Annotated in this window: 24 protein-coding genes; 13 read left to right on the top strand and 11 right to left on the bottom strand. The window is 64.6% G+C overall.

Going from position 1 to position 23,902, the window contains the following annotated elements; all coding sequences use genetic code 11:
- Positions 1 to 280: 280 nt before the first annotated feature.
- The gene (locus U5805_RS27305) at positions 281 to 1,255 is read left to right on the top strand and encodes a DUF2242 domain-containing protein (RefSeq protein ID WP_322106626.1); all 975 of its coding nucleotides are present in this window, start codon (positions 281 to 283) and stop codon (positions 1,253 to 1,255) included.
- Between the two features lie 212 nt (positions 1,256 to 1,467).
- Here the strand turns inward: U5805_RS27305 and U5805_RS27300 are convergent, their stop codons facing one another.
- The gene (locus U5805_RS27300) at positions 1,468 to 2,094 is read right to left on the bottom strand and encodes a LysE family translocator (RefSeq protein WP_322106625.1); all 627 of its coding nucleotides are present in this window, start codon (positions 2,092 to 2,094) and stop codon (positions 1,468 to 1,470) included.
- A 357-nt stretch (positions 2,095 to 2,451) separates the two neighbouring features.
- On the opposite strand from U5805_RS27300, the gene U5805_RS27295 reads away from it, so the two are divergent.
- Entirely contained in the window at positions 2,452 to 2,934 is a 483-nt protein-coding gene (locus tag U5805_RS27295) for an Lrp/AsnC family transcriptional regulator (RefSeq protein ID WP_322106624.1), read from the top strand.
- 117 nt (positions 2,935 to 3,051) lie between these two features.
- Here U5805_RS27295 and U5805_RS27290 read toward each other — a convergent pair whose 3' ends face one another.
- The 3 genes from U5805_RS27290 to U5805_RS27280 are packed head-to-tail and all read right to left on the bottom strand — an operon-like array spanning position 3,052 to position 6,009.
- Entirely contained in the window at positions 3,052 to 3,276 is a 225-nt protein-coding gene (locus tag U5805_RS27290; RefSeq protein WP_415914676.1) for a DUF2783 domain-containing protein, read from the bottom strand.
- A 17-nt stretch (positions 3,277 to 3,293) separates the two neighbouring features.
- Positions 3,294 to 5,009, bottom strand: coding sequence for an FAD-dependent oxidoreductase (locus U5805_RS27285; protein ID WP_322106623.1), 1,716 nt, complete (start codon positions 5,007 to 5,009; stop codon positions 3,294 to 3,296).
- Between the two features lie 40 nt (positions 5,010 to 5,049).
- Entirely contained in the window at positions 5,050 to 6,009 is a 960-nt protein-coding gene (locus U5805_RS27280) for an MBL fold metallo-hydrolase (protein WP_322106622.1), read from the bottom strand.
- Here U5805_RS27280 and U5805_RS27275 point away from each other — a divergent pair.
- From U5805_RS27275 to U5805_RS27260, 4 genes are read left to right on the top strand one after another with little or no spacing between them, the layout of a single operon-like run.
- On the top strand, positions 6,008 to 6,280 hold the full coding sequence (locus U5805_RS27275) for a hypothetical protein (protein ID WP_322106621.1): 273 nt from the start codon (positions 6,008 to 6,010) through the stop codon (positions 6,278 to 6,280). The genes U5805_RS27280 and U5805_RS27275 overlap by 2 nt on opposite strands.
- The gene (locus U5805_RS27270; protein ID WP_322106620.1) at positions 6,277 to 7,227 is read left to right on the top strand and encodes an IclR family transcriptional regulator; all 951 of its coding nucleotides are present in this window, start codon (positions 6,277 to 6,279) and stop codon (positions 7,225 to 7,227) included. Before U5805_RS27275 ends, U5805_RS27270 begins: the two co-directional genes overlap by 4 nt.
- Positions 7,224 to 8,087: an IclR family transcriptional regulator gene (locus tag U5805_RS27265; RefSeq protein WP_322106619.1), complete on the top strand. Its 864-nt coding sequence runs from the start codon at positions 7,224 to 7,226 to the stop codon at positions 8,085 to 8,087. Before U5805_RS27270 ends, U5805_RS27265 begins: the two co-directional genes overlap by 4 nt.
- On the top strand, positions 8,084 to 9,532 hold the full coding sequence (locus tag U5805_RS27260; protein ID WP_322106618.1) for a cytochrome P450: 1,449 nt from the start codon (positions 8,084 to 8,086) through the stop codon (positions 9,530 to 9,532). The genes U5805_RS27265 and U5805_RS27260 overlap by 4 nt, the downstream gene beginning before the upstream one ends.
- Positions 9,533 to 9,568: 36 nt before the next feature.
- Here the strand turns inward: U5805_RS27260 and U5805_RS27255 are convergent, their stop codons facing one another.
- The 3 genes from U5805_RS27255 to U5805_RS27245 form a co-directional block, all read right to left on the bottom strand.
- Positions 9,569 to 10,477, bottom strand: coding sequence for a MurR/RpiR family transcriptional regulator (locus U5805_RS27255; RefSeq protein WP_322106617.1), 909 nt, complete (start codon positions 10,475 to 10,477; stop codon positions 9,569 to 9,571).
- A 58-nt stretch (positions 10,478 to 10,535) separates the two neighbouring features.
- Positions 10,536 to 11,597 carry a sn-glycerol-3-phosphate ABC transporter ATP-binding protein UgpC gene (locus U5805_RS27250; protein WP_322106616.1) on the bottom strand — a complete coding sequence of 354 codons (1,062 nt, stop codon included), beginning with the start codon at positions 11,595 to 11,597 and terminating at the stop codon, positions 10,536 to 10,538.
- Between the two features lie 127 nt (positions 11,598 to 11,724).
- On the bottom strand, positions 11,725 to 12,498 hold the full coding sequence (locus tag U5805_RS27245) for an SDR family oxidoreductase (RefSeq protein WP_322106615.1): 774 nt from the start codon (positions 12,496 to 12,498) through the stop codon (positions 11,725 to 11,727).
- 358 nt (positions 12,499 to 12,856) lie between these two features.
- On the opposite strand from U5805_RS27245, the gene U5805_RS27240 reads away from it, so the two are divergent.
- From U5805_RS27240 to U5805_RS27230, 3 genes are all read left to right on the top strand, one after another.
- On the top strand, positions 12,857 to 14,089 hold the full coding sequence (locus U5805_RS27240) for a sugar ABC transporter substrate-binding protein (RefSeq protein ID WP_322106614.1): 1,233 nt from the start codon (positions 12,857 to 12,859) through the stop codon (positions 14,087 to 14,089).
- A 188-nt stretch (positions 14,090 to 14,277) separates the two neighbouring features.
- The gene (locus U5805_RS27235; RefSeq protein ID WP_322106628.1) at positions 14,278 to 15,183 is read left to right on the top strand and encodes a sugar ABC transporter permease; all 906 of its coding nucleotides are present in this window, start codon (positions 14,278 to 14,280) and stop codon (positions 15,181 to 15,183) included.
- The gene (locus U5805_RS27230; protein WP_322106613.1) at positions 15,180 to 16,025 is read left to right on the top strand and encodes a carbohydrate ABC transporter permease; all 846 of its coding nucleotides are present in this window, start codon (positions 15,180 to 15,182) and stop codon (positions 16,023 to 16,025) included. The genes U5805_RS27235 and U5805_RS27230 overlap by 4 nt, the downstream gene beginning before the upstream one ends.
- A 159-nt stretch (positions 16,026 to 16,184) precedes the next feature.
- Here U5805_RS27230 and U5805_RS27225 read toward each other — a convergent pair whose 3' ends face one another.
- Positions 16,185 to 16,343, bottom strand: a complete 159-nt coding sequence (locus U5805_RS27225) for a glycine zipper 2TM domain-containing protein (RefSeq protein WP_322106627.1) — start codon at positions 16,341 to 16,343, stop codon at positions 16,185 to 16,187.
- Positions 16,344 to 16,459: 116 nt separating this feature from the next.
- Complete coding sequence (locus U5805_RS27220; RefSeq protein WP_322106612.1) at positions 16,460 to 18,001, bottom strand: DHA2 family efflux MFS transporter permease subunit; 1,542 nt, start codon at positions 17,999 to 18,001, stop codon at positions 16,460 to 16,462.
- A 130-nt stretch (positions 18,002 to 18,131) separates the two neighbouring features.
- Between U5805_RS27220 and U5805_RS27215 the strand changes: the two genes are divergently transcribed.
- Entirely contained in the window at positions 18,132 to 18,572 is a 441-nt protein-coding gene (locus tag U5805_RS27215) for a MarR family transcriptional regulator (protein ID WP_322106611.1), read from the top strand.
- Positions 18,573 to 18,609: 37 nt separating this feature from the next.
- Here U5805_RS27215 and U5805_RS27210 read toward each other — a convergent pair whose 3' ends face one another.
- Both U5805_RS27210 and U5805_RS27205 read right to left on the bottom strand, forming a co-directional pair.
- The gene (locus tag U5805_RS27210) at positions 18,610 to 20,100 is read right to left on the bottom strand and encodes an aldehyde dehydrogenase (RefSeq protein WP_322106610.1); all 1,491 of its coding nucleotides are present in this window, start codon (positions 20,098 to 20,100) and stop codon (positions 18,610 to 18,612) included.
- 86 nt (positions 20,101 to 20,186) lie between these two features.
- A complete protein-coding gene (locus U5805_RS27205) occupies positions 20,187 to 20,714 on the bottom strand; it encodes a cupin domain-containing protein (protein WP_322106609.1) in 528 nt (175 codons plus the stop codon).
- A 488-nt stretch (positions 20,715 to 21,202) separates the two neighbouring features.
- Here U5805_RS27205 and U5805_RS27200 point away from each other — a divergent pair, with 488 nt between their 5' ends.
- From U5805_RS27200 to U5805_RS27190, 3 genes are all read left to right on the top strand, one after another.
- A complete protein-coding gene (locus U5805_RS27200; protein ID WP_322106608.1) occupies positions 21,203 to 21,427 on the top strand; it encodes a hypothetical protein in 225 nt (74 codons plus the stop codon).
- Positions 21,428 to 21,711: 284 nt separating this feature from the next.
- Entirely contained in the window at positions 21,712 to 22,521 is an 810-nt protein-coding gene (locus U5805_RS27195; RefSeq protein WP_322106607.1) for a gamma-glutamyl-gamma-aminobutyrate hydrolase family protein, read from the top strand.
- Between the two features lie 31 nt (positions 22,522 to 22,552).
- Positions 22,553 to 23,887 carry a glutamine synthetase family protein gene (locus U5805_RS27190; RefSeq protein ID WP_322106606.1) on the top strand — a complete coding sequence of 445 codons (1,335 nt, stop codon included), beginning with the start codon at positions 22,553 to 22,555 and terminating at the stop codon, positions 23,885 to 23,887.
- Positions 23,888 to 23,902: the final 15 nt, after the last annotated feature.

The following is a 23,902-nucleotide window of genomic DNA, read 5'->3' as shown; positions in this document are numbered from 1 at the left end:
GCGGCCGCCGCTTCAGGCGGCCGTTTTTTTTTCGCGGATTGTGTCGAATCGCCACGCAATTCCCTTCGCGCCGTAGCGGTTTACACACCGCGACCGGGCGCGGGGCTAATCTCGATAAACGCGGCTCCCGCGCGGCGCCGCCCTCCGGAAGCTTTTGAAATAACTCGAAAAAACGAGCGTTCGGTCGCGCGACACGGAATCAAACTACAATGCATGCCGTCCGATGCATTGCCGTCTTGCCTGCCCGAACATGTCCCGTATTTCAAAGGTTATTCCGCTCTTGCCCGCTCCGTTTCGTTTTGCCGCCGTCGCCGCCTTCGCCGTGGCGCTGGCCGCATGCTCGTCGGCCAAGCCCAAGTTCCAGGAGGATCAGCTCCTGAGCAACGGCCCGAACCAGTTCTCGCGCAGCTTTCCGTACTCGAGCGCGGACGCCTGCGAGTCCTCGCGCCGCGCACTGCTGAGCCAGGGCTACATGACGACGATGACGCACGGCGACACCGTCGACGCCAACAAGAACTTCCAGCCGACGGTCGATCAGCACATCGTCGTGGAGGTTCACGTGGTGTGTACGGCCGGCGACGCGACGAATTCGAGCATGGTGTACGTGAACGCCATCCAGAACGGCTATGCGCTGAAGAAAAGCGACACTTCGGCGAGCGTCGGGCTGTCGATTTTGGGGTCGGTTTCGCTGCCGATTCGCTCGAATAGCGACGAAATGGTGAAGATTTCGAGCGAAACGATTCAATCCGGCTCGTTCTACACGCGCTTCTTCGAGCTGGTCGGGCGCTATTTGAGCACGGTGGCGCGCAGCGAACCGGTGCCGAACGTCGGCAAGATCACGATCGCGCCGTTGCCGCCGCCCCTCGCGCCTTCGACCGCCGCGAGCGCCGAGCCCGCCGCGCCCACTGTCGGTTCCGCCGCGCCCGCCGCCGCCGTGGCCGCCGCCGCGACGGGCGCCGCCGCGCTGCACGGCGTGGCGACGCCGGCCACGCCGATGGTGACGGCGCAGCCCGCGCCGAACGCCACGGCCAACGCCGCCGCCGCGCTGACCGGCGTCGCGCCGGCCGCACTGCCGCAGCAGCCCACGGCCGCGCCCGCGAGTGTGAGCACTAACGTTCAGGGCGCGAATGCCGCTTCGTCGGCGATTGCGACGGGTGCGGCTTCGGCGCCCGGCGAGAGCAACGTTCCCACGAACGCGGGCGGTGCGTCGGCGGCACCGGCGACCGCCTCGCCGGCAAGCGCCACCGCGCCCTGAGCGCCGCCGCGCCGCTTTCCCGCGGATGGGTCACGCGGTGCGCAATGCCTCGCGTGATCGCACTACGTCGGAAAAATCCGCGCATCGGGCATCAATCCGCGCCTTTGCCCGTGTAGCGCGAATCGGCACGACTCACGCGAAATCCGCGCAAATCTGCTCAAGCCCGCATAAATCATCGCAAATACGCGCAAATTTCGGCGTAGCCAGCGCAATCAGCGCAATCCCGCCATCATCGCGCCCATGCCCACGAGCAGGCCGCCCATCAGCCGATTCACCGCGCGCAGACGCTTCGGCCGCTGTAGCACGTGACGCAGGCGATGCGAAAACAGCGCCATCGACGCCACGCCGCCCGCGAACACCAGCGCAAACGTCGCCGCCAGCAGCAGATACTGACGGTTGGCGCTCCATGCGGCGTCCGCGCTCATGAACTGCGGAAAAAACGACGGGAAAAACAGCAAGGTCTTGGGATTGAGTCCCGAAGTCGCGAACCCGCGCCAGAACAGCGCGCGGCGGTCTCCGTCGCCCTCTTCGGCCGAAGGCTCGCCGCCCGCGAGCGACCGGCTGCGCCACTGTTTGCAACCTAGCCAGACGAGATAAGCCGCGCCCAGCCAGCGCAGCACGCCAAGTGAATGCTCGCTAACGAGCAGCAACGAATTGAGGCACAGCGCCGTGAGCGCGAGTTGCAGCAGCACGGCGAGCGTGCCGCCCCAAACGCACGGCAACGCGCGGCGCCAGCCCGCATGCAGCGCCTGGCTCATCGTCAGCACGTTGACGGGACCGGGCGTATAAACCAGCACGAGCGCGGCGGCGAGAAACGAGCAATACAACTGGAGCGGCATCTTTTTATTGTGTAGAGGGAGAACACGCGGAGAGCGGGCGGCCGTTTGCCGACGCTTTTGGCGTCGCTTTTTTCAAATCGGCCGGAAACATGCGTTGCTGCCCGGCCGGACGCGGGCGCGTCCGGGGCCGCCACGGTGGCGGCGAATCGGCCCTGACGGTCCGCCGCGGTTCGTGACCGCGGCAGCGCGCCCCGCACCGGCGTGATGGCCGGGCAGGTCGTGCCGGGCATGCAAGGCATGTCGGAAAATATACCGGCCGCGGCGCGGGATAGGCTTCCTGTTTCCGGCAATCGGCATCAAGATTCGGAACGTTCTTCCGATAAAATGCTTTGTTGATTAACAAAATTCTTTTCGACGATGGCCACCCGCGAACGCCCCGCCCGCACGCTCGACGCTCAGGACCGCAAGATCCTTGGCGCACTCCAGAAAAACGCGCGTCTTTCGAACGCCGAACTCGCCGAGCAGGTCGGCATGTCGTCCACGGCGTGCTGGAACCGCACGCGCCAGCTCGAAACCGACGGCTATATCGACGGCTACGTGGCGCTCGTGAATCAGCAGAAGCTCGGTTACGCCGATATCGTGATTCTCGAAGTCACGCTCGACCGCCACGAGGACGACGCGCTCGCGCGCTTCGGCGCCGCGCTCGCCGCGTTGCCCGAAGTGCTGGAGGCCTATCTCGTCTCCGGCGAATACGACTACTGGATCAAGGTGGCCGTGGACGGCACCGCCGGTTACGAGCGCTTTCTGCGCGAGAAGCTTTATCGCATCGCGGGCATCCGGCACAGCCGTTCGATGTTCGCGCTGCGCTGCATGAAGGACGTGCCTTCGATGCAAGTTTAGTTAGCGATCCGAATCAACTTTCGGCAAAAGGGAAAGCGGCCGGTGCGCGCCACACCGGCCGCCTTTCGTTGCACCGCCAGCCGCTTCAAGGCTTCAAGGTTTCAAGGCTTCAAGGCTTCAAGCCGCGAGCTTCGCGCCGTGGCTCGCCGGCGCGAGAGTGCCGGCACGCGCGTAGCGAATCGCTTCGAGCAGCGTTTCGTGATCGCCAACGTGATTCGCGAGCAGCAGAATCAATTGCGCATTCGCCGACTGGCTCTGCGCTTCGTCGAGATCGCGGTGCATCTCGATCAGCGCTTCGTAGAAGTCGTCGGGACGCGTGAAATTGGGTTGGGTGTTCAGCATGATCGTCCTTTGCCTTTTTATGCCGTGCCTTCCACGCACAGCGCCCGCTTGAGCGCCGCCTCCACCCGCGCCGCGTCCGCGCGCCGCCAACGCGCGCACACGTGCTGGTCCGGGCGAATCAGATAGAACGCGCCTTCCTGCGCGCCGTAACGCTGCGCGGCGAGCCCTTCGGCATCGCGCAGCACCGCCGCCGAGGCGGGCAAACCGGCGGGCACGACGGCATCGGCGTCGAGCACCACGACCCAACGCAGCGGCACGCTCGCGCGCGACAGCGCTTCGAGCGTGGCGAGCGTCGCCGTGTCGAACGCCGATCCCGCGCCGCCGAACACGAGGCACGCGAAGCGGTCGCCGAGATACGCGAGCAGCCAGTTTTGCGCGCTTTTCGATACGTCGATGACAGGCGCGTCCGCGCACGACGCGCCCGGCTCCATCGCGCCGGAAAACGCCTGGGCGTCGGGCGTGTTGAGCGTCGATTCGCGCAGCACCGCCGGCACCGAAAGCCGCCCGCTGTTCACCAGTTGGCGCGCGAACGGATGCTCACGCGCCAGCGTCAGGACGGCGTCGCGAAACACGCGGCTCACCGCGCTTTTGGGCGTGATGAAGTCGGTCGAGCGCGTGGAATTGCGGATATTTTCGTCGGCGGCGTATTCGCGCTCGCTCGCGTAGGTGTCGAGCAGCGCATCCGGCGCGCGATGCGCCAGCACCATGGCGAGTTTCCACGCGAGGTTCTCGCCGTCCTGAAAGCCGCTATTCGCGCCGCGCGCGCCGAACGGCGAAACCAGATGCGCGGAATCGCCCGCGAACAGCACGTTGCCGTGCCGGAAACGATCCATGCGCAGGCACGAGAACGTGTAGATGCTCACCCATTCCAGCTCGAATTCGACGTCGGGGCCGAGCAGCGCGCGCACGCGCGGCATCACGCGCTCGGGCGTTTTTTCGAGCGCCGGGTCGGCGTCCCAGCCAAGCTGGAAGTCGATACGCCACACGTTGTCGGGCTGGCGATGCAGCAGCACCGACTGATTCGGATGAAACGGCGGATCGAACCAGAACCAGCGCTCGGTGGGAAAATCGGCTTCCATCCTCACGTCGGCGATCAGGAAGCGGTCCTTGAACGTGCGGCCGTGGCTGTCGAGACCGAGCAGCTTGCGCAGCGGGCTGCGCGAGCCGTCGGCGGCCACCACGTAGCGCGCGAGCAGCGTGTACGGGCCGTCGGGCGTGTCGATTTCGAGCGCGACGTGCGCCTCGGCTTCGGCGCAGGCATCGCATTGGGCCAGGCCCGTCACCTTGCTTTTCCAGCGGATTTCGAGGTTCGGCAACGCTTGCGCGCGTTCGAGCAGAAAACCTTCGACGTAATACTGCTGAAGATTGACGAACGCCGGCCGGTGATGTCCGCTTTCGGGCAGCAGATTGAACGTGTAGACGAGTTCGTCCTTGCGATACACCTTGCCCACGTTCCAGCTCACGCCTTTTTCGACCATGCGCTCGCCGCAGCCGAGCCGGTCGAAGATATCGAGCGAGCGCTTCGAAAAGCAGATGGCGCGCGAGCCGGTGGAAAGCGTGCAGTCGTCGTCGACCAGCACGACGGGCACGTTCTGCTGCGCAAGGTCGATGGCCGTGGCGAGACCCACGGGCCCCGCGCCGACCACCACGACCGGGTACACGCGTTTTTCCGCGCCTTCGCCTTGCTCACGACATCGCGCGTAGTCGAAGGTCAACGTTTGATAGTCGATCATGTGGGTGTCTCCTGTCTCCTTCCGGCGATCGACCGCCGCCTCAGTCCTGCAACGCGTCCCACATTTCCTTGTCGCGCTGCGCCGTCCAGATGCGCGGGTGCGAGATGCCGCTCGCCTCGTCGAACGCGCGCGTCACGTCGAACGGCAAGCAATGCTCGTAGATGAACACATGGCCGAACTTCGGGTCCATCGCCTCGCGCGTAAGCGCCATCGCGCCCTTCAGATCGAGCTTCTGCTCGACGGCCGCGCGGCCTTGCGCGAGCAGCGTCGTGACGAAGTCCTTCGTGTAATCGAGACCCTTGTTGACCTGCGCGGGATCGAGCAGTGCGGGGCCGCGTCCCGGCACGAGCTTTTCGGCGTTGAGCGCGCGCAGCGCTTCGAGCGTGGCGGGCCATTCGGCCAGTTGCGCGTCGCCGCAATAGCAGGCCGCGTCGTATTCCACCAGGTCGCCGGAGAACAGCACCTTTTGCGAAGGCAGCCACACCACCGTGTCGCCCTTCGTGTGACCCGAGCCGAGATGCGCGATCCTCACTTCGAGCTTGCCGAGAAAGAGCGCGATTTCCTTCTCGAACACGAGCGTGGGCCACGTGAGGCCCGGCACCGTTTCGACGCCCGCGAAAAGACGCGGAAAGCGCTCGATTTCCGACTTCATGTCCTGCTCGCCGCGCTCGACGATCATCTCCCAGGTGCCGCGGCTCGCGATGATCTGCTGCGCGCCCTCCGCGAAATACGCCGACGCGCCCAGCACCCGCACCGCGTGATAGTGCGAGAGCACGACGTATTTGATGGGTTTGTCGGTGACGCCGCGGATCTTCGCGATAAGATCCTTCGCCATGGCGGGCGTGGCCGTGGTGTCGACGATCAGCACGCCGTCGTCGCCGATGATGACGCCCGAGTTGGGATCGCCCTCGGTCGTGTACGCGTAGGCGTTATCGGAAAGTTGCGTGAACGTGACCTTCTTTTCTTCGAGGTCGGCCTGGGATGCGAACGCCTTTGCCATGTGGAGTCTCCGTATCGAGGGGCGGATAAACCGGGCGGGGCGAACGCAGGCGGCCACGCGCGGGCGCGCCGGCCAGTTTGTCTCGCCCCGTTTGTATGAAATGGTGTGCCGGGGTGGGGCCATCATCGTGCCGGCATTTTTATTTGTCAATAGCAAAATATATCGCCATTGGTTAATCTTGGCGACGTATGCGGCGGCGATCCGGCTCGCCATGGCGCGCCGCCGTTCAGCTAACATGGACCCTTTTTTAGCGAGAGAAACGCGCGAATGAGACGCCGCAACGACCGCGCCGAAGCACATTCCGAAGCGCACGCCGAAGCGCGAGCCGGAGCGCAACCCGCTTCGCCGGCGCCTGGCGCGCCGCCGACGGAAGCCGCCGCGCCGGGCCGCACGCAGCGCGGCATTCAGAGCGTGGAAGTGGGCGGCCGGCTGCTGCGCGCGCTTGCTAACGCGCGCACGCCGCTCGCGCCCAGCGACCTCGCGGCCAGCGGCGACATTCCGTCGAGCCAGGCGCACGCCTATCTCGTGAGCCTCACGCGACTCGGCCTCATCAAGCGCGACGCGCTTTCCGGCCGCTACGAACCGGGGCCGCTCGCACTGCGCCTCGGCTTGCTGCATCTCGCGCAACAACCGGCGCTGCGCGAAGCCGTGCCGCGCGCGGCGGCGCTCGCGCAGTCGCTCAATTGCAGCGTGGCGCTGTGCATCGCCGGGCCGCAGGGACCGACGATCGTGCGCTACGAACATGCGAGCCTGCCGCTGCACGTGAATCTGCATGTGGGCACGGTGATGTCGCTGCCGGCCACGTCCACGGGGCGCGTGTTCTGCGCGTTCCTCGCGCCGGAGGCGTTGCAGGCGATGTGGGCGAACCAGACCGCGCAGCCGGTTTGGCGCGGCACGGCGCATGCCGCGCCGAACGTGCCCGCGCTGCCCACCGTCCCCGCCGCACTCAACGCAACGGGCGCGCCGGACGCCGCCTTCGCCGAAACGCTCGGCGCCATCCGCGCGCGCGGCTACGAACGCGGCGTGGACGCACCCAGCCCCGGCGTGAGCAGCGTTTGCGTGCCGGTGTTGAGCGCCGCGCGCGAGCTGAGCCTCACGCTCACGGCCATCGGCGCGAGCGGCGCGATCGACGTGCGTCACCACGGCGCGGTGGTGCGCGCGCTGCGCGAGGCCGCCGCCGAAATCGCCAGGGCCGCGTTTCCTTCGACATCGACATGACAAAAGCGAGCGCTCACCACGCGCCGGAAAGCACCGATAGCGCCGATAGCGCCGGCATCGCCGAAAAGCCGCAGCGCGGCATCCAGTCGCTCGACGTGACCGGCGAACTGCTCGCGGCGCTGGTCGCGGCCGGCGCGCCGCTGCCGTTGCGCGACCTTGCCGCCGCCGCCGGCATGGCGCCCGCGAAGGCGTTCCCGCATCTCGTGAGCTTGCAGAAAATCGGCCTGCTCGCGCGCGACGCGGCGGGCCGCTACGCAGCCGGACCGCTTAGCCTCGAACTCGGGTTGATCGGCCTCGCGCGCCTCTCGCCCGTGCGCGAAGCCGACGCGGAACTCGTCGGTCTCGCCGCCGCCACGGCAATGAGCGTCGCGCTCGCGGTGCCTGGCCCGCTCGGGCCGACCGTGGTGCGGCTCGAAGAATCGGCGCTGCCGCTGCACGTGAGCCTGCGCCCCGGCACGGTGATGTCGCTCGTCAATACCGCGATCGGCCGCGTGCTGGCCGCATGGCTCGACGACGACGTGCGCGCCGCGCTGCTCGCGCAGGACACGCTGCGCCTCGCGGGCGCGAACGGACGAGACGGCGCGGCGTCCGACTACCTCGCGCGCCTCGCGACGATCCGCGCGCTCGGGCTCGACACCGCGCTCGACAAGCCGATTCCCGGCATTAGCACCGTGGCCGCGCCCGTGTTCGATCACACCGGCAGCGTCTGCCTCGTGCTCGCGGTGATGGGGCCGTCGGGCAGTCTGGACATCGCACGCGAAGGCGCGGCCGCGCAGGCGCTGAGCGCCGCCGCCGAGCGCCTGTCACGCCGATTTGGTTACATGGCGAATGCGCCAAAACATCCCGAGGATCGCCGATGAACTCCGTTTCCCCCGCCGCCGCGACGCGCCAGGTCGCCGACCTGCCGTGCCCGCGCGGACTGCCCGTGATCGGCAACCTGCTCCAGCTTTCGCCGCCGCGCCTGCACGAGATTCTCGAACAATGGGCCGCCGAACTGGGCACGCCGTACCGCTTTCAGATCGGCAGCATTCCCGTCACGATCTGGACCGACACCGAGCTGATCCAGCAGGTCATGCGCGAACGGCCGCACCGGTATCGGCGTTATCAGCCAATCGAAGCCGTGTTCGCGGAAATGGGCTTCAACGGCCTTTTTTCCGCCGAAGGCGCGGCGTGGCAGCCGCAGCGCAAGCTCGTGATGCAGGCACTTTCGATTCCCAACGTGAAGGCGTTCTACCCGACGCTCGCCGAGATCACGCAGCGCCTGCACACGCGCTGGCTGCGCGCGGCGCAACGCGGCGAGATCGTGGAGATGACCGCCGACCTCAAGCGCTTCACCGTCGACGTGACGAGCGCGCTGGCGTTCGGCGAGGACCCGCGCACGCTCGAACGCGATCATGGCGTGATTCAGGAGCATCTCGAACGCATCTTGCCGGGCGTGATGGGCCGCATCAATGCGCTCGTTCCGTACTGGCGTTACGTGAAGCTGCCGCGCGACCGCGCGCTCGAACGCTCGCTCTCGGAAGTGCATCGCTACGTGCGCGCGATGCTCGAACGCGCGCGCGAACGGCTGCGCGACGATCCGCCCGAAACACCCGGCACGCCTCGCAATCTGCTTGAAGCGATGTTGATGCAGCAGGCGGCGGGCGAGCCCGTCACCGACGAGCAAATCTGCGCGAACGCGCTCACGCTGCTGCTCGCGGGCGAAGACACGACCGCCGATTCGATCGCGTGGACGCTGCCGTATCTCGCCGCCGACGCCGATTTGCAGCGCTACCTGAACGGCGAAGCGCAGCGCGTGCTGAGCGCACACGCCGTCTGCCCCGACTACGCGACGCTGAAAGACCTCGATATTTTCGAGGCGGTTTGCATCGAGGCGACGCGTTTGCGGCCGGTGGCTTCCGTGCATTCGTTCGAGCCGCTCGAAGACGTGGTGCTCGACGGCGTGGCGCTGCCCAAGGGCACGCGCATGTTCTTCGTCGCGCGGCCCGCGATGCTCGATCCCAGGCATTTCGCCGATCCGCAGCGCTACGATCCGTGGCGCTGGATGAAGCGCGAAGCCGGCGAAGGCGCGCCGGAAAAAGCGCATGACGTGCGCGCGTATTTGCAGTTTGGCGCGGGCGCGCGCGTGTGTCCGGGCAGGCATCTCGCGACCGTGGAAATGCGGCTCGCGCTTTCGATGCTGATGAAGTCGTTCAGCGTGGAACTGGCGATGGACCCCGCGGAGATTCGCGAAGTGCAGGCGTTCACGATGGTGCCGGAAAAAATGCCGGTGCGGTTGAGGATGCGCGAGAACAGCCGCGTGTGAGCGGCGCGCGCGCCGTGTTCGAGCGCGGCGCAACGCTCAGCGCCCGCCCTCCGGCACGTCCAGTGCGGCGCCATCGTCCGCCACGCCGTCGCTTCTTGCCTGCGCGTCGCGCATCTTCTCGAGCGCCTGCGGCCCCAAACCCAGCGACACGCCCAGCGCCAGCGCATCGAGCACCGCAAGATGCGCGATGCGCACGACCGCGGGTGCATGCGGGTCGGCGGCGGCGGGCACGCGCAGCAGCAAGGGAATGTCGACGACCCACGCGAGCCGCGAGCCCGCGCTCGTGAGCGCGATGGTGGTCGCGCCGCGTTCCTTCGCAATCTGAATGCTCTCGTTCACTTCCACGCTGCGGCCCGACTGCGAGATCGCGAACGCCACGTCGCCGGGTTCGAGCAAGCCCGCGTAAAGACGCTGCAAATGCGCGTCCGTGAATGCGCTCGCGGCAATATCGAGCCGCAGCAAACGCAACGCCGCGTCCTGCACGACCAGCCCCGAACCCGCGCCCACGCCGAAGAAAAACACGCGCCGCGCGCTGCCCAGCGCCGCCACCGCGGCTTCGAACACGGCCGGGTCGAGGGACGCGCGCGCGTGCGTCACGCCTTGCACGACCGACTCCGTCACCTTGTCGAGCAACGCGCCGACGCCGCCCCAGTTCGCGCCGCCGCCCTCGTCTCCCGCGGTTTCCGTCGCGAGCGCGAACGGCACGTTGCCCGCCGCGCTCTGCGCCAGCCGCATCTTGAAGTCGCGCAGACCGTGCGCGCCCACCGCGCGGCAAAAGCGCGTGACCGACGGCTCGGACACTTCCGCGCGCAACGCGAGTTCCGTGATGCTCGCGCGCATCGCGAAGTCGATGTCGGCGAGCACCATGTCCGCGACCTTGCGCTCGGCGGGGCGCAGCGACTCCGCGACATTGCGGATGTGATGGATCAGGTTGGAGACCGGCAAGCTGTTTTTCCCGTGGAAAAGACGAGGCGCCCGCAATCCTTCGACGCGAGCCGTTGCTTCAATCGAGCCGCTTGCCGCTTTCGGTATCGAACAGATGCAGGTGCGCGAGAGGCAATCCGAGCGTCATGCGCTGCCCCGGGGCAACGTCCGGGCGCGCGCGCGTCGTGACGCACCATGTGGAGCCGCCTATTTTCCCGTACAAGTGGGTTTCCGCGCCAGTCGGCTCGATGACCTCCACACCGAACGGCACGTCGCCGCCCGCTTCGACATGCTCGGGCCGCACCCCCAGCGTCACGCGCGCACCGGCTTGCGCACGCCCTTCGGGCAGCGGAATGCGCACGCCGTCGTCGAGCACGAGCGCCGTGCCGCGCGTATCGCTCATCACCGTGCCTGCGGCGAAGTTCATCGAAGGCGAACCCAAAAAGCTCGCGACGAACAAATTCGCGGGCTTGTCGTAGAGATCGAGCGGACGGCCGATCTGCTCGATACGCCCCGCGTTCATGACGACGATACGGTCGGCCATCGTCATCGCCTCGATCTGGTCGTGCGTGACGTACACGACCGTGTTGCGCAGGCGCTGGTGCAGCGCCTTGATTTCAGTGCGCATCTGCACGCGCAATTTGGCGTCGAGATTGGAGAGCGGTTCGTCGAAGAGGAACAGCGACGGCTCGCGCACCACCGCGCGCCCCATCGCCACCCGTTGACGCTGGCCGCCCGAGAGCGCGCGCGGCAAGCGTTCGAGATAGCTCGACAGATTGAGCATTTTCGCGGCGGCTTCGATGCGCGGCTTGAACGCGCCCTCGCGTTCCTTGCGAATGCGCGGGCCGAACGCAATGTTGTCGTACACCGACAGATGCGGATAAAGCGCGTAGCTCTGGAACACCATCGAAATATTGCGCTGCTGCGGCGGCAGCGTATTCGCACGCGTGCCGCCAATCGTGAGATCCCCGCCGCTGATGTCCTCCAGGCCCGCGATCATGCGCATCAGCGTGGTCTTGCCGCAGCCCGAAGGCCCGACGAGCACGACAAATTCGCCGTCCTCGATGTCGAGATCGACGCCATGCACGACCTGATTGTCGCCGTAGCGCTTGTAGATGCCGTTCAGTTGTACCGCTGCCATGCTTTCCTCATGCGTAGGTGCGTGCGTTCTGGGTTTGCGTTTGCGTTTGCGTTTGCGTTTGCGTTTGCGTTTGCGTTCGAATGTGCGCTTTGATTCGGACTGCCGACGAAACGCCCGAATGCCGCGATCAATACGGATCGAGCGTGAGTTCGTTCGCCATGAGCCGGTTGCCCGCCATGAGACCCGCATCCACCGGCAACGCCACGCCCGTAATCACGCGCGCCTGCGGCGAGGCGAGAAAGTACACGGCGTCGGCGATATCTTCGGGCTCGGCCACGTCGCCAAGCGGATACCACTTGCTCAGCTCTTCGAAAATCTTCGGATGCTGCGCCACGCGCGCGCGCCACGCGGGCGTTTTCACGGTGCCGGGGCACACGATGTTCGCGCGAATGCCGTGCGGCCCGAATTCCATCGCGAGCGCCTTCGTGTAGCTCACGAGGCCCGCCTTCGCCGCGCTGTACGCGGGATGACCCAGCGACGTGAGGCCGTTCACCGAGCCGATCAGCACGATCGCGCCGCGCTTGCGTTCGATCATCGCGGCACGCACGGCTTCGATCGTGTAGTACGTGCCGTTGAGGTTCAGTTCGACGTCGCGCCGCCAGGCCGCCGCGTCGGTATGCGCGAGCGTGGTGCCGAGCGCGCCGCCCGCGTTCGCCACGGCCACGTCGACCGGACCGTGCGCCGCCACGCCCTGCCCGACCGCATTTATTACGGATTCCTGACTACTGACGTCGGCAACGATGGCCGTGAGCCGCGCCGCGCCGAATTCCGCCGCGAGCGACTCCACGCTTGCCGCGTTGCGGTCGAGCGCGATCACCGCGTCGCCCGCTTCCAGAAACCGCTTGCAGAGCGCGCGGCCAATGCCGCCGCCCGCGCCCGTCACCAGAACAACCCGGCTCATGTGAACTCTCCGTGCGGTCCGCCGGTTCGAGCTGGCAAACCTGAAAATTTCCTACATACGAACGGCGCGCAATACCGCGAATACGGGTTTACACGAATCCCGCCGCCCTGCTGCGCCGCATGAATTTCCCCTGTTTTACAGCATGTTAGGCAAATTGTGGGACGGAAAACAATATCGAGATTACCAGGTGACATTGTTTTTTTCATCCTGTAGGATTTTTTCAAACAACGCAACCCAGCGCCAGGCAAGCGAGGAAATGGCGGCGGCATAAGCAGGAAAAACCAGCAGCAGAACCACCAACCCGCAGGGGATGAGACGAAGCGCCAGACGCCGGGTCCCATCGACACAGGAGAGAGAGATGTCGTTTCAGGCACGTGCAACCACCACGCTCGGCAAACTCGCCGTCGCGCTCGCGTTTGCGGGCATCACCGCCGCGGCGCACGCCGACACCGTGCGCGTGACCGTCGCGCACTACAGCGACGCCACCGCGCCGTACTTCGAAAAAATGGCGAAGCAGTTCGAAGCCGCCAACCCCGGCACGACGATCAAGATCGAAGACGTGAACTGGGACTCGCTGCAACAGAAGCTGCAAACGGACATCTCCGGCGGCGCCAACGCCGACCTCGCGATCATCGGCACGCGCTGGCTGCTCGACTTCGTGAAGGACGACATTGCCGAGCCGCTCGACCCGTACATGGACGCGAATTTCAAGGCGCGCTTCATCGGCCCGTTCCTCGCGCCCGGCGAAATCAACGGCAAGACCTACGGCCTGCCGATTGCCGCCTCGGCGCGCGCGCTCTACTACAACAAGGACATGCTGGCATCCATTGGTTATCCTAACGGTCCGAAAACCTGGAACGACGTGATCGACGCGTCGAAGAAGCTCAAGGCCAAGGGCATCGCGGGCTTCGGTCTGCAAGGCAAGGAAATCGAAACGGACGTCTACTACTACTACGCGCTGTGGACCAACGGCGGCGACGTGGTGGGCAAGGACGGCAAGGCCGCGTTCAATTCGCCGGCCGGCATCAAGGCGGCCACGCTCTACAAGTCGATGATCGACCAGGGCCTCACGGAGCCGGGCGTGACGGGCTATAGCCGCGAAGACGTGCAGAACCTCTTCAAGCAAGGCCGCGTGGCGATGATGATCTCCGCGCCGTTCCTCGCGAAGCAGCTCAAGAAGGAAGCGCCGAACATCAAGTACGGCATCGACCCGATCCCGGTCGGCACGACGCAGGCCACGTATGCCGTGACCGATTCGATCATGATGTTCAAGAACTCGAAGGTGAAGAAGAGTGCCTGGAAGTTCCTCGACTTCCTGTTCACGAAGGGTCCGCGCGTGGAATTCACGAGCACGGAAGGCTTCCTGCCGACCACCAAGGCCGAAGCTACCGACCCGGCGTTCAACGACCCGGACACGAAGGCATTCGTGGCGCTGCTGCCGCATGCGCACTTCGCGCCGACGGTGACGGGCTGGGAAGACACCGCGAAGGCCGTGTCCAACGCGATGCAGTCGATCTATCTTGGCAAGGCCAAGCCCGCCGACGCGTTGAACCAGGCGGCCACCGAAGCGAACAAGTCGCTCAACAAGTAAGTTCGCGGCCACGCCGCACCTGAACAACCGGCGCGCGCCTCGCAACGGCGCGCGCCGGTTTGTCCGCAAACCGCCGTAACGACGTTTCGAAGTATCGACGATTCGACATGACTACGGGTCCCCTCAAGCCGTCGCCGGCCGAAGCCGTTGCAGGCGACGCCCCCGACCGAACACGCGTCCACACCCGCATGAGCCGCTCAACCCGTGCCGTTTCCACGCCTCGCGCGCCCTGGCTCCTGATCGTGCCGAGCCTCGTGCTCGCGCTGTTCATCATCAGCTACCCGATCTTCAACATCGTCTGGCAGTCCGTCCACGACGTGTCGCGTTTCGGGCAGATCCGCGACTTCAGCGGGCTGCAAAACTTCTACAACGTGTTCGGCGACCCGGTGTTTCTCACCGCGCTGAAGAACACGGTGATCTGGACGTTCTTCGTGGTGGTGGGCACCGTGGGCATTTCGGTGCCGGTCGCGCTCGTGCTCAATCAGGACTTTTATGGGCGCGGCATCGCGCGCACCATCGTCATGCTGCCGTGGTCCGTTTCGCTCACCATGACGGCCGTGGTCTGGCGCTGGGCCTTCAACGACGACTACGGCATGGTCAACGTCACGCTGCAAAAACTCGGGCTCGTTTCCGGGCCGATCCACTGGCTCGCTACGCCCGAATACGCGTTTCCCGTGGAAATTGCCGTGGGCATTCTCGTGTCGATTCCGTTTACCACGACCATTCTGCTCGGCGGTTTGTCGTCGGTGCCCGGTGACATTTACGAGGCCGCGCGCATCGACGGCGCCAGCGCGTGGCAGCAATTTCGCCAGCTCACGCTGCCGCTTTTGAAGCCGTTCATCAACATGGCGATATTGCTCAACGTGATCTACGTGTTCAACTCGTTCCCGATCATCTGGGTGATGACGCAAGGCGGCCCCGACGACAGCACGCACATTCTCGTGACGTATCTCTACGAACTGGGCTTCCGATTGGGACGCCCCGGCGAAGCGGCGGCGGTGTCGCTCGTCATGCTCGTCATTCTGTTCGCGTTTTCGTTGGCTTATTTGCGCGTGCAAGGCAGGCGCGGCGACGCACAAGGAGACCTCGCATGAACCGCAAGCTCAAACGTTCCATCTGGTGCTGGCTTGCGCTTTCGCCGCTGGTGGTTGCCGTGCTGTTTCCGTTTGCCGTGATGTTTTTCACCTCTTTCAAGCCGGCTTCGGAAGTGTTCGTCTATCCCGCGCGCTGGTTGCCGGTGCAATGGCGCTGGCAAAATTACGTCGACATGTGGCAAGCCGCCAACTTCGGCGTGGCCTTGCGCAACAGTATTATCGTGAGCTGTTTGTCGACGGCGCTCGCACTGGCAGTCAGTTTGCCCGCCGCGTATGCGCTGGCGCGCTTTCCGTTTCGCGGCCGCGGGCTTTATCGGCAATTCCTGCTCGTCACGCAAATGCTCTCGCCCATTCTGCTCGTCGTGGGTCTGTTCCGGCTCGCCGCGATGATTCCTTATGGCGACGGCAATCTCGTCGATTCGAAGATCGGCGTGATCGTTTCCTATGCGGCTTTCAACATTGCGTTCGCGGTGTGGATGTTGTCGTCGTATTTTCAAACCGTGCCGCGCGATCTCGAAGAGTCGGCATGGCTAGAAGGATGCAGCCGCACGGGCGCGGTGTTTCGCGTGTTTCTGCCGCTTGCGGTGCCGGCGGTGGTGGTCACGGCTATCTTCACGTTCATCAGCGCGTGGAATGAATTTGCGGTGGTGTACACGCTCATTCGTTCGCCAGAGAATAAAACGCTCACGGTGCAAGTCACCGACATGGTGGCCGGCAAATACACCGTGGAATGGCAACTCGTGATGGCGGCGACGCTGGCCGCGACGTTGCCGGTTTCCGTGGTGTTCGCGTGGCTGCAACGCTACATGGTGAAGGGACTGGCGCTTGGCGCAGTGAAATAAGCCGCGGTCGAACTAGCCGACAAAGCGCGCGCATCGGTCGACCGATGCGCGCGCTTTTTAACTTGCACGATTGACTCGCTGACGAGTGGGCGGGCGCCCAATCGGCGAAATAAACTGCCGGGCTGATTTCCGGGCTGACTGCCAGGCTTGCCGCGAGGCTTACTTCCCGAGTTCGTGCCCGATCACCCCGCCCGCCACAGCGCCGCCCACGGTGCCGACCGCGCTGCCGTTGGTCGCCCTGTTGCCGACATAACCGCCCGCGGCCGCGCCGCCGAGCGTACAGGCGCCGGTGCCCAGCGCGGTAAAGATCACGGTCATGGCGAGAAGGGAGCGCTTGGCGTTACGGAACCAGTTCATCGTCGATTCTCCTGAGCGGTTGGGTGGCCACATAACAGCAAACATCGTGCCGCGCCCATCGCGCCCCGTTAGACCGCTCAGTCCATGGCCGCGTGGCTCGTGTCGGCGGAAGCGGCGCTCGACGAAGGCTTGATGAACACGAGCAGCGGAATCACCAGCAAGGTGGCGACGAACATCATCTTGAAGTCGTTGAGATACGCGATCATTTCCGCCTGCTGCGTGATCGACTGATTGAGCACGGCCAGGTCGTATCGCGAGCCGCTTGCGAGCAGCGGCTGCATGGCGGGATTGAACGGCGTGATGTTGGCGGCGAGATCCGCGTGCGCGATCTGCGTGCCGCGCGTGACGAACGTCTGCACGATCGAAATGCCGATACTGCTGCCGATATTGCGCATGAGGCTATACGTGGCGGTGCCGTCGGCGCGCAACGGCGGCGCGAGCGTGGAGAACGTGAGCGCGGAAAGCGGCACGAACACGAAGCCAAGGCCGAAGCCCTGCACCACGCCGGGCCATACGATATCTGAAGCCGAAAGCACGATCGTGTACTGCATCATCTGCCACAACGCATACGCCGAAACCACGAAGCCGAACAGCAGCATCGCGCGCGCGTCTACGTGCTTGAGCAGGCGTCCCGCAATCAGCATGGCGATCATCGTGCCCGCGCCGCTGGGCGCCGTGACCAGACCCGTGGTGGCGACGGGATAGCCCATGAGGTTTTGCAGCATCGGCGGCAACAGCGCGCGCGTGGCGTACAGCACCGCGCCGATCACGAAGATGAAGAACGTGCCCGTGGCGAAGTTGCGGTCTTTCAGCAGTTGATAGCGGAAGAACGTATTGGGTCCGGAACTGGCCGTATGCACGATGAAGAACGCGAACGAGAGCGCGGCCAGCAGCGCCTCGATGCGAATTTCGAGCGAGCCGAACCAGTCGAGCTGCTCGCCGCGATCCAGCATGGCCTGTAGCGCGCCAATGGCGAGCGCGAGCGTGGCGAAGCCGAATACGTCGAAGCGTTGCTCGCGCGCGGGCGTGCGCGACGGCAAAAATGTGGACACGCCGAAGAACGCGAACGCGCCCACCGGGACGTTGATGAAGAACACCCAGCGCCAGTTGTAGCTGTCGGTGAGCCAGCCGCCCAGCGTTGGCCCGAGCACCGGCCCGACCATCACGCCCATGCCCCACACGGCCATGGCCTGGCCCTGCTTTTCGCGCGGATTGATGTCCAGCAGGATGGATTGCGAAAGCGGCACCAGCGAAGCGCCGAACACGCCTTGCAGGAGCCGCGAAACGACGATCTCGCCCAACGTTTCCGATAAGCCGCACAGCGCCGAAGCCAGCGTGAAGCCCACCACGGCCACGTTCAGCAGCGTTTTCACGCCGTAGCGGTCCGCAAGCCAGCCGGTAAGCGGCGTGGCGATGGCCGCCGCCACGATGTACGACGTGAGCACCCACGTGATCTCGTCCTGCGAGGCCGACAAGGTGCCCTGCATGTGCGGCAGTGCGACATTGGCGATCGTGCTGTCGAGCGTCTGCATCAACGTGGCGAGCATGATCGAGAGCGTGATCATGCCGCGATTGAGCGGTGCCTCCGGGTGCGGCCCGGCGTGCGTGGCTGCGGTCATCGTAGCGGAACGGGGAGGATGAAAAAATGATAAGCGTGCTTATTATACGAATCGCGCTCGCTGGCGCAATCGGTATGAATGGGTACGGGCGCGGGAGCCGGGGCGCCCTGCCGCCACGTATAATCGCGCGATGACTACCGACCTCGAAAAGCGCTTTGGCTTCCTGGTGAGCGAAGTTGGCCGTTTGTACGGCAAACGTTACGACGCGCTTGCGAAGTCGTCGATCGAACTCACGCGCGCGCAATGCCGCATGATTGCGTATCTCGCCCACTACGGCGACATGAACCAGGCCAGCGTGGCCGAACTGCTGGAAGTCGCGCCCATCTCCGCGGGGCGGCTGCTCGAACGCATGGAAGAAGGCGGCTGGGTCGTGCGCACGCCCAATCCCAACGATCGCCGCGAATGGATGGTGAGCCTCACGCCCAAGGCCGAAGCCGCGCTCACGGGCGCGCGCCGCGTGGGCGACGAGGTGCAGTCGGAAGCGCTCGCGGGCTTCACGCCGGAAGAGGCCGAACAATTCAGCGCCATGCTTCAGCGCGTGCGCGCGAACCTCATGCTGGTCGAGCGCTGAAGGCGTTGCACCTTCAGCGCCGTCTGCCTCACTGCGTTTAGCGCAGGCGCACGAGCGTCGACTTCAGCTCCGTGTATTTTTCCAGCGCGTGCAGCGACTTGTCGCGACCATTGCCCGATTCCTTGAAGCCGCCGAACGGGAAGTTCATGTCGCCGCCTTCGTCGTAGCAATTGACCCACACGGTGCCCGCGCGCAGGCGGCGCGAAATCTCGTGCGCATGCGTGAGATTCGCGGTCCACACGGCGGCCGCGAGCCCATAGTCGCTTTCATTGGCCACGCGCACCGCTTCGTCGATCGTGTTGAACGTGAGAACCGACAGCACCGGCCCGAAAATTTCCTCGCGCGCGATCCTCGCGTCGTGGTGCGTGTCGAACACCGTCGGCTCGATATAGAAGCCGCCGCTTTCCGCATTCACACGCTCGCCGCCCATCAGCAGCTTCGAGTCCTTGCGCCCCGCGTCGATATAGTGAAGCACACGGTCGAGCTGGATCTTGTCGACGATCGCGCCCATCGACACGGCGGGATCGAGAGGATTCCCAGGTATATAGTGCTTCGCGGCCGCAATGAGCTTATCGAGGAACACGTCCTTGATCTCGCGATGCACGAGCAGGCGCGAACCCGCCGTACACATCTCGCCCATGTTGTAGAAAATCGCGCCGGCGGCGGCGTTGGCCGCGCGGTCGAGATCGGGGCAATCGGGCAGCACGATATTCGGCGACTTGCCGCCCAGCTCGAGCCACACGCGCTTGAGGTTCGACTGGCCCGCGTACTGCATGATCTGCTTGCCGACGTTCGTCGATCCCGTAAACGCAATGCAATCCACGTCGCGATGCAGCGCCAGCAGCTTGCCCGGCTCGCCGCCGCCGGGCAGCACGTTGAACACGCCCGCAGGAACGCCGGCCTCGTGCGCAAGTTGCGCCACGCGCAAGGCCGTGAGCGGCGACTTCTCCGAAGGTTTGAGCACGACGCTGTTGCCCGCCGCGAGCGCCGGGCCGAACTTCCACGACGCCATCAGAATGGGGAAATTCCACGGCACCACGGCGGCCACCACGCCGATAGGCTCGCGCGTCACGAGGCCGACGAGATGATGATCGGCGGGCACCACTTCGCCGCCCACTTTGTCGATGGCTTCCGCGAACCACTCCACGCAATAGGCGGCGCCGGGCACGTCGACGGTCGTGGTGTCGCTAATGGGTTTGCCCGCGTCGAGCGTTTCGAGCAGCGCGAGTTCTTCGGCATGCTCGCGCATGAGCGCGGCCCAACGCAGCAAAACCGCCTTGCGCGCGCGCGGATTCAAGCCGGCCCACACGCCTTCGTCGAACGCGCGCCGCGCGGCGCCCACGGCCGCATCCACGTCCGCCGCGCCGCAATCGGCCACGTTGGCGAGCACGCGCGAGTCGATCGGGCTCGCGCATTCGAACGTGCGGCCCGAATACGCATTGCGATACGCGCCGTCGATGAATGCGCGGCCTTCGATCGCTAGCGTCGCGGCCTTGTCCTGCCAGTATGCAAAGGTTCTCTTTTCCATCAGGATGCCTCAATGATTGACGAATCGCCGCGTGCCGCGGCATCGGCAGCGGCTGCATGCGACTCGAATGCGCGCGTGGCGAAGAATCAGAAAGTGGGCGGCGAATTGGCCGACACCACTTCGCAGACTTCGTTTGCGCTGGGATTGCGGAAACGGTGCGGGAAGCGGCTTTCGAAGTAGTAGCTGTCGCCGGGGTCGAGCAACCAGGTGGTGCCGTCCACGGTCAATTCGAGTTGGCCCGACACCACTACGCCGCCTTCGTGACCGGCGTGCGAGAGCATTTCGGGGCCGGTGTCGGCGAGAGGCTGATAAACCTCGCGCATGATGCCCATATTGCGGTCCTTCACGTTCGCGCCCGCAAGATAGAACTCGATGGATTCGTTGCCGAGATTGGGCATTTCGCCGCGTCGCGACACGACGCCCGCGCCTTCGCACAAGTCGAACGTGAAGAATTCGGCAAGACTCATGGGAATGCATTCGAGCAGCTTCTTGAGCGATCCCACCGAGGGACTGACTCGGCTTTGTTCGATGAGCGAGATGGCGCCGTTCGTCACGCCCGCGCGCTTGGCCAGCTCGCGCTGCGAGAGGCCATATCGTTTGCGAACATATCGCAAGCGTGTTGCGACTTCGGTGGATACGGACGCGGAAGAAGGAGCTGGCTCGGACACGTTAGGGAAACTGTAGACAGAAAGGCGCGAACACGACGCGGCGGACGTGTTGAATATTCTAATCAGTTTGCTTTTTTTTGCGTCAGTACAAACCCCTGTAAGTTATCCGAAATATAACTACGGAGTGCCACTATTGCGCATGGCGAGTGAGTTGCAGCGTCAATGTAGCGCGCCTCGGGAAAGTGCTGACATAGAAATCGTAAAAAAATAATTGACGCCCTTTTTGGCTCGTATATGCTGAAACACAGATCGAAGAACGCTTGCTTCAAGCACGTCGCACCGTAAAACACGGCGCGAAATGGAATGAACAGGCATGTCGATCGCGTTCGATCCGCAATACATTGATAGACCAATGCGTGAATGAATCAATGCATTGAACATATCGAATGTTTTAAATCGAGCATCTTTAATCAACGCATTCAGCGAGTGTTATCGTGAGAGTCCGTGGCCCTCTGGTGAGATGGGATCGTAGTCATGCGAGGTGTCTTCGCAGTGACTGCACCGCCATCGCCGACGGCAGTCGCGGCAGGCTTGCCTCTCGCCTGTTCCTGTCCGTCTTCACGATCCTTTCCCGCCGCTCCGTGCGGCGTCATAACGCTGTTTCGGCACGCGCCTTCATTGCCGTCCATACGGACGAAGTCGCGTCGCTCCTGCCCTAGCGCCTTCCTTTCCAGCGCCGTTCGTTGTCTTTGCCGTCGTTTGATCGCGGGCCGTCCGGCCGCGCACAAACGTCGCGGATGCGCTCGTCTTGGCACCGTCGCGCCTCACACCGGCAAGAAACGAACCGCCTACATGATCTCCACGCGCAGCGCCATGCGTTAGCGTCGCTGCGCGCGCAACAACCCGGGATTTGCGGCTTTTGCCTTATCGGCAAAGCCTGCAAGGTCATGTCACGCCCGCGCACTTCATCAAGCGCCGCGGGCCTGGAAGCGAAATGTTAGTTATGCGAACCAAACCATTAGTTGGCGTTACCGCGGACCGCACGATGATCGGCGCGCACGCCTCGCATGTGAGCGGCGAGAAGTACATCGACGCTGCCGTGGAGGGCGCGGGCGCGCTCGCGTTCGTGCTGCCCGCGCTCGGCGAGCGCCAGGCCGTAAGCGACATTCTCGAAGCCGTTGACGGCCTGCTTTTCACTGGCAGTTATTCGAACGTCGAGCCGCATCGTTATGGCGGCACAGTCAGCGATGCAGGCACGTTGCACGATCCGCACCGCGACGCCACCACGCTGCCGCTCATGCGCGCCGCCGTCGAAGCGGGCGTGCCCGTGCTCGCCATTTGCCGCGGGTTTCAGGAGATGAACGTGGTGTTCGGCGGCACGCTGCATCAGCAGGTGCATGCCGTTGCCGGTTACGACGATCATCGCGAGAACAAGGCCGATGCGCTCGACATGCAATACGGGCCGGCGCATGCGCTCGCGCTCGTGGAAGGCGGCGTGTTGCACCGGCTTGCCGAAGGCGCGCGCGAAGTTCGCGTGAATTCGCTGCACGGGCAAGGCGTTCAAACGCTGGGCGCCGGACTCGTTGCCGAAGCCTACGCACCCGACGGCTTGATCGAAGCGATAAGCGTTGCGCATGCACCGCGTTTCGCGCTCGGCGTGCAGTGGCATCCCGAGTGGAAATACGCCGATAACGCGCTCTCCCGCGCGATTTTCCGCGCGTTCGGCGAAGCCTGCCGCAACCATATGCTGGCCCGCATGCCGGGCGGAGCCGCACTCGACGCGGCACACGCGCCGCGCGCCGCTCACGCCTGACGCCGGCTCACACAGAACAGAGAGAACCACCATGCATGACATCGACGAATTTCTGAAGAAGCATCGCATCACCGAAATCGAAGCCATCATTCCCGACATGGCGGGCATTGCGCGCGGCAAGATCATTCCGCGCAGCAAGTTCGAATCGGGCGAATCAATGCGGCTGCCGCAAGCGGTAATGATCCAGACCGTGACCGGCGACTATCCCGAAGACGGCAGCTTCACGGGCGTTACCGACCCCGACATGGTGTGCGTGCCCGACCCCAGCACCATTCGCATCATTCCGTGGGCCGTCGATCCCACCGCGCAAGTGATTCACGATTGCGTGCATTTCGACGGCTCGCCCGTGGAAATTTCGCCGCGCCGCGTGCTGCGCCGCGTGCTCGAACTTTATGACGCGAAGGGCTGGAAGCCGGTGATTGCGCCGGAACTGGAGTTCTATCTCGTCGATATGAACAAGGACCCGGACATTCCGCTCGCGCCGCCGATCGGCCGCACGGGACGCCCCGAAACGGGACGTCAGGCGTACTCCATCGAAGCGGTGAACGAATTCGATCCGCTTTTCGAGGACATTTACGAGTATTGCGACATTCAGGAACTCGAAGTCGATACGCTGATTCACGAAGTGGGCGCGGCGCAGATGGAAATCAACTTCCTGCACGGCGACCCGCTCAATCTCGCCGACCGCGTGTTTCTCTTCAAACGCACGGTGCGCGAAGCGGCACTGCGTCATCACATGTACGCCACGTTCATGGCGAAGCCCATGGAGAACGAGCCGGGTTCCGCCATGCACGTTCATCAAAGTCTCGTGAGCGCGGAAAGCGGCCAGAATCTTTTCACCGGCGCGGACGGCAAGCCCACCGACATGTTCTATGCGTACATCGCGGGCTTGCAGAAGTACACGCCCGCACTCATGCCGATCTTCGCGCCGTACATCAATTCGTACCGGCGGCTCTCGCGCTTCATGGCCGCGCCGATCAACGTGGCGTGGGGCTACGACAACCGCACCGTGGGCTTCCGCGTGCCGTATTCGTCGCCTGCCGCGCGCCGCGTGGAGAACCGCATTCCGGGCGTCGATTGCAACCCGTATCTCGCCATCGCCGCCACGCTCGCCGCCGGTTACATCGGCATGACGCAGCATCTCAAGCCCACCGAACCGCTCGTGAGCGACGGCTATTCGCTGCCGTACCAGTTGCCTCGCAATCTGGAAGAAGGACTCACGCTGATGTCGGCGAGCGAACCGCTCAAGGACATTCTCGGCGAGAAGTTCGTGCGCGCGTATCTCGCGCTCAAGGAGACGGAATACGAAGCGTATTTCCGCGTGATCAGTTCGTGGGAACGCAAGCACTTGCTGCTGCACGTGTAATCGACAAGGAGACAT

It is taken from the genome of Paraburkholderia sp. J41 (assembly GCF_905220235.1).
In the GTDB taxonomy this organism is placed as follows: Bacteria; Pseudomonadota; Gammaproteobacteria; order Burkholderiales; family Burkholderiaceae; genus Paraburkholderia.
This window is presented reverse-complemented; position numbering and strand designations above follow the sequence as displayed.